Source organism: Streptomyces graminilatus, from assembly GCF_001418565.1.
In the GTDB taxonomy this organism is placed as follows: Bacteria; Actinomycetota; Actinomycetes; order Streptomycetales; family Streptomycetaceae; genus Streptomyces; species Streptomyces graminilatus.
In genome coordinates this window covers 1-4,075 of the sequence record NZ_LIQQ01000034.1, presented here as the reverse complement: position 1 = coordinate 4,075, position 4,075 = coordinate 1, and the positions used below count along the sequence as shown (strand labels likewise).

Annotated in this window: 2 protein-coding genes and 1 pseudogene; all 3 read right to left on the bottom strand. The window is 71.5% G+C overall.

What is annotated here, in order from left to right:
• Nucleotides 1-125 precede the first annotated feature (125 nt).
• Nucleotides 126-2,864 carry a SpoIIE family protein phosphatase gene (locus AOK08_RS04420; RefSeq protein WP_055523825.1) on the bottom strand — a complete coding sequence of 913 codons (2,739 nt, stop codon included), beginning with the start codon at nucleotides 2,862-2,864 and terminating at the stop codon, nucleotides 126-128.
• A 322-nt stretch (nucleotides 2,865-3,186) separates the two neighbouring features.
• The gene (locus AOK08_RS04415) at nucleotides 3,187-3,618 is read right to left on the bottom strand and encodes an ATP-binding protein (RefSeq protein ID WP_055523823.1); all 432 of its coding nucleotides are present in this window, start codon (nucleotides 3,616-3,618) and stop codon (nucleotides 3,187-3,189) included.
• A 324-nt stretch (nucleotides 3,619-3,942) separates the two neighbouring features.
• Nucleotides 3,943-4,075 (bottom strand): annotated as a pseudogene (locus tag AOK08_RS47010) (DNA mismatch repair protein MutT); the annotation flags it as partial.

Sequence of the window (4,075 nt, the reverse complement as noted above, 5' to 3'; positions counted from 1 at the left end):
GGGAACTGCGCAACAAGCCACGACGGACCCGCAGGTCCCATACAGCCGGACCCAGCAGGGCCTTAACCTGACCCAGCAGGGCCTTAAAGGGCGCGGGGAACTTCCCGTCAAGAACGCGCCGCTGGTCAGAACAGGCTCAGCAGCGCCTCCGCCGGGTCCGCGAGGACCGTTCCCGCGTCCGGCAGCGGCAGCTCGAACCACACCGTCTTGCCGCGCGGCGTCCGGCGGGAGCCCCAGGCCGCGCTGAGCAGGCCGACCAACTGGAGTCCGCGCCCGCCCTCGTCGGTGTCGCGGGCCCGACGCCGGCGCGGCTGGACCAGACCGGCGTCCCACACCTCGCACACCAGCATGCGGTCGAGGAGCAGTCTGAGCCGGATCTCGCCCTCGCCGTACCGCAGTGCGTTGGTGACCAGCTCGCTGACCAGCAGTTCCGTGGTGTCGATCAGGGCTTCGAGACCCCAGGCGGTGAGCTGGGTGCGGGTGTACTCACGGGCACGGCCCACACTGCGCGGCTCGCGCGGCAGGGTCCAGTCGCCGACGGAATCGGCGGGCAGCCCCTGTACACGTGCCATCAGCAGGGCGATGTCGTCCTCGCCGTGATGGGTGTCGAGGGTGCTGAGGACGTGGTCGCAGACGTCCTCCAGCGGCTGGGAGGGGTCGCGGAGGGCGCCGACGAACGCCTGGAGGCCCTCGTCGAGAGGGTGGTCGCGGGATTCGACCAGTCCGTCCGTGTAGAGCGCGAGCAGCGACCCTTCGGCCAGTTCGACCTCGACCTCCTCGAAGGGCTCGCCGCCGACGCCGAGGGGCATGCCCGGCGGCACGTCGAGCATCAGGGCGTCCTCGCCCGGTTCGACGATCACCGGCGGCAGATGGCCGGCGTTGGCGAAGGTGCACCTGCGGGTCACCGAGTCGTAGACCGCGTAGATGCAGGTCGCGAGGTACACCTCGGAGAGGTCGGCGTCGCGGGGCTGGCGGGCGGCGCGGGTGGCCTGCTGGACACCGCCGGGGGTGCCGAGGCCGCGCGCGATCTCGTCCAACGCCGAGAGGACCTCGGCCGGTTCGAGGTCGAGCAGCGCCAGGGTGCGGACGGCGGTACGGAGTTCACCCATGGCGACGGCGGCGCGCAGCCCCCGCCCCATCACGTCGCCGACCACCAACGCGGTGCGGTTGCCGGGAAGTTCGATGACGTCGAACCAGTCCCCGCCGACCTCGGTGGCCGCGTTGCCGGGCAGATAGCGGCAGGCGATGTCGAGTCCGGAGGCCTCCGGGTCGCCCGGGGGCAGCAGGGAGCGCTGGAGGATCAGCGCCCGCTCGTGCTCACGCCGGTACAGCCGGGCGTTGTCGATACAGACGGCGGCCCGCGCGGCCAACTCCCAGGCCAGCGCCCGGTCCCGCTCCCCGAACGGCTCGCTGCCCTTCGTACGGGAGAACTGCGCGAGGCCTACGACGGTGTCGTGGGCGACCATCGGGACGGCCAGCGTGGACTGGATGGCGCCGTTGTCCTCGGCGGGCACGAACTGGGGGCGGGCGGTTCGCAGGGCGTCCGCGCAGGGCGAGTTGAACGGGAAGTGGTGCACGGCGCCGACGCTGACGGGTTCCTGGCCGCCTGCGAAGGGCGCGTCGGAGACGGCGCTGGCGAAGGCGACGCGGCGGAGTTCGGCGCTGCCGTCGGCGAGCCCGGGCGGGGTCTCGTCGCCGGCCAGCAGCCCCTGGTAGAGGTCGACGGTCGCGAGGTCGCAGAAGCCGGGGACGACGACGTCGAGGAGTTCGCGCGCGGTCGTTTCCAGGTCCAGGGAGTTCCCGATGCGGGAGCCGGCCTCGTTCAGAAGGGCGAGATTGCGCCGTGCGGCGGCGGCCTCGCGGGCGGCGGCGCGGCGGGCGGTGATGTCGGTGCCGAGCCAGGCGATGCCGATGGGACGGCCGGAGCCGCTGTGCACGCGGTACAGGTTGATCGACCAGTGCCGGCGCTCGTCGGAGCCGGGCACGACGCCGGTGATGTGCATGTCCGTTATCGAGTCGCCGGTCTCCAGGACCCGCCGGAGCGTCGCCGAGACCCGCTCGGCCTCGGGAGAGCGCAGGTAGTCGTACACCCCGCGGCCCCGGTGGTCGTCGACATCGCCGCCGTAGATCGAGGCGAAACGCTGGTTGGCGCGCCGTACCCGGAGATCGGTGTCGATCAGCAGGAAGCCGAACGGAGATTGTCCGAAAATCGCCTGCGAGGCGGCGAGGTCCGTCTCTATCTGACGCAGCGTCCGGACATCGACGACGATGCAGACGGCGGCCTTCTCGCCGTCCTCCGTCCGCGTCGGCATCACATAGACCTCGGCGATCCCCTCCCGCCGGACCTCGTCGCTCTTCCCGGGTTCGCGGATGCGGAACGGGACCACGCCGGTCCACTCCCGGCCGTCGAGGATCTCCGCCATCTTCCGCTGGCCGCGCTCGCGCAGATCGGGGTCGACGAAGGCCTCGATGGGGTCCATGCCCACGGCTCGGGCGGCGGGGATGCCGAAGATCCGCTCGGCGCGCAGGCTCCACTGGTCGACGAGGCCGTCGGGGCCGATGGAGAAGGACGCCACCTTGATGTAGTCGTAGATCGAGCCGGGGGGGCTGCTCTGCCACATGGGGTCACCTGTCACATCACGCGCGTACTCCTGCGCGGTGTCACGTGTCGGTTCGTGCACCGGATCGCCCATGTTGCCACGCGCGGTTTCACGTGACGCACGGCGTATCGGGACATGGGCAGTTGGGCCCCCGGTGTCAACCGCCCGGCCTGCCGCACCGGTCACGGCATCGCCCGCGCCCCCCGTACTCGCGCCGCCCGACGGGTCCTTCGACTCCGTGGCCTTCGCTGGTATCTCGCTCACGCGAACCGTCCCCTCCAGCTCACCGCGTCCGGCACCGGTCACCGGGGGCGGCTGCCCGCAGTATCCAGCACTACGGCGCCCCACAACACGGTGTTCACGATCACGGGTCAATCCCGATGCTTTTCGGACCGGCCCGTGACAACACTCCCAGTCTTCTAACCAGGGGACCATGGGTCGAATCCCCATGGTCGACAACTGCCAGTGGCCTGAACCACACGGTCGGCGGTGCGAAGGCGGACGTACAGCCGCCGTTCACCCCGGCGCGCGGTTCGCGGCGGTCAGTGAGCCGTGCTCCCCGTCAGGTTCCCCGTCCCGCCGGTTCTCATCCCGGAACGGACAGTTCGAACCAGACCGTCTTGCCCGCGTCGGCGGGGCGGGTGCCCCAGCGTCTGGACGAGTGAGCCACGAGCTGGAGTCCCCTGCCGCCCTCTTCCTCGGGGCCGGCTGCGCGCTCGCAGGGCGGGTCGGGCAGCGAGTCGGAGACCTCGACCAGCAGTGTGGCCACCCCCACGGCGGGCCGCACCAGCCGTACGCCGATGGGTCCTGTGGCATGTCTCAGCGAGTTGGTCACCAGCTCGCTGACCAGCAGCGCGGCAATGTCGCCGAGGGCGTCGAGCCCCCAGTCGCCCAGTTGGCCGCGGACGACCGCACGGGCTCCGCGGACGGCGCCGGGCTCCGCGGGGAAGCTCCACTCGGCACAGTCGCCTTCGGTGTCGATCACGCCGATCACTTCCCAGGCAAGCAACCCACCCATGTCCGGTTTCGTGGGGTTAATGGGCACATACCCGGTATTCGGTGCCGATTACCGCCCCTAGGGGCGCACAGTGGCACGAACGGCGTAGGGGGCGCGCCCCGAGCGCCCCACAGCCTTCACGAGTCCCTCGGGTGCCACACGATCCGACGCCGACCCCACATGCTCCCGACCCGACGCCGCGAGCCTCACCCCGGCCGGGCGGGTCTGACCCCGGCCACGCAGCCTCACCCCGACCGGGGACTGCCCCACCCTCGCCCCGCGAGCCTCGCTCCGATCGGGCGGCCTCACCTCCGCCGGGCGGGTCCCACCCGGACCCGGCGGGTCTCACCCCAGCCGGGCCAGCACTTCCCGTACGGCCGGTACGTCCTGATCCAGCCAGTCCACGTCCCAGATCTCGGCCGGGGTAAGCCAGCGCAGTTCGTCGTGGTCCTGGAGGGGCTTCGGCTCGGCCGAGCCG

Coding starts and splice junctions, on each gene's coding strand:
- AOK08_RS04415 (WP_055523823.1), bottom strand. CDS start 3,618: ATGGGTGGGTTGCTTGCCTGGGAAGTGATCGGCGTGATCGACACCGAA.